This is a genomic window from Streptomyces sp. NPDC101166 (assembly GCF_044768125.1).
In the GTDB taxonomy this organism is placed as follows: Bacteria; Actinomycetota; Actinomycetes; order Streptomycetales; family Streptomycetaceae; genus Streptomyces.
Genome location: NZ_JBIWPF010000386.1, coordinates 1 through 1,023 on the forward strand (window position 1 = coordinate 1; position 1,023 = coordinate 1,023).

The 1,023-nt window shown below is 69.9% G+C and carries 1 protein-coding gene; it reads right to left on the reverse strand.

Features of this window, described 5'->3' with window-relative positions:
- On the reverse strand, positions 1–1,023 hold a 1,023-nt coding region (locus ACIRS4_RS39315), incomplete at both ends, for a class I adenylate-forming enzyme family protein (RefSeq protein WP_404205240.1).

Sequence of the window (1,023 nt, forward strand, 5' to 3'; positions counted from 1 at the left end):
CCGAGATCGCCGGTGCGCAGCCACTTTCCGCGGATCTTGGCGGCGGTCAGTTCGGGCTGCTTCCAGTACCGGGTCATCCGGGTCCGGCCCTCGACCCACACCTCGCCGATCTCGCCCTCGGCGGCGGGCGTCTCGTCGTCGCGAGTCACCTGAATTCGCACCCCCGGCAACGGCAGTCCGACCGACTCGCCCTTGGCGCCGATCAGCTCCGGAGGCAGCGCGGTGCACGCCGCGGTGAACTCGGTCATGCCGTAGCCGTGCAGCAATGTCAGATGGGGCCAGCGGTCGAGCAGCTCCTCCGACCAGGCCGCGGGCATCGGACTGCCGGCGAACAAGACGGCCCGTGCGCGCTCATAGGCGGCATCGGAGTCCTCGGCGACCATGAGCAGGCGCAGGATGCTGGGAACGGCCGTCAGGTAGGTGACCGGACGCTCGCGCAGTTCCGCCAGCGCCGCCGCCGTCCGGAAGCGAGGAAGCAGATGGGTACTGCCTCCGGCGACGAGCAGGGCGCCGAGCTGGTCGTTGAATCCGGTGTTGTGGAACAGCGGGACCAGGACGAGCGTGCTGTCGCCGGGCCCGAGCTCCACACAATCCGAGATCATCTGGGCGGCAATGACGATCGCCTCGTGGGAAAGCACCGCGCCCTTCGGCGCGCCGGTCGTTCCGGAGGTGAAGCTGACGACAGCGTCATCGTGGGGGTGGGGCCAGGGATGCTCGCTGCTCAGCCCTGGCCCGCCACTGGCAGCGAGGTCGTCGAGTAGATGCGCGGGCCTGCCCGAGGCGGATGCCAGGTGTTCGTGGTCGGCGTCGTGGGCGACGATCCGGGCGTCCAGCAACTCGCATTGCCGCCGGAACTGGTCGAGGTCGATCCGGTTGTTGGCCGGTGACACGACAGCGCCGATACGGAGTCCGGCGAGGTAGGTGAGCACCCAGCCGACGCTGTTGTGCCCGACGATGACGACGCGGTCCCCGGGTCCGACGCCGAGCTGGACCAGCCGAGCGGCGACCCGCTCGCACCGCTCC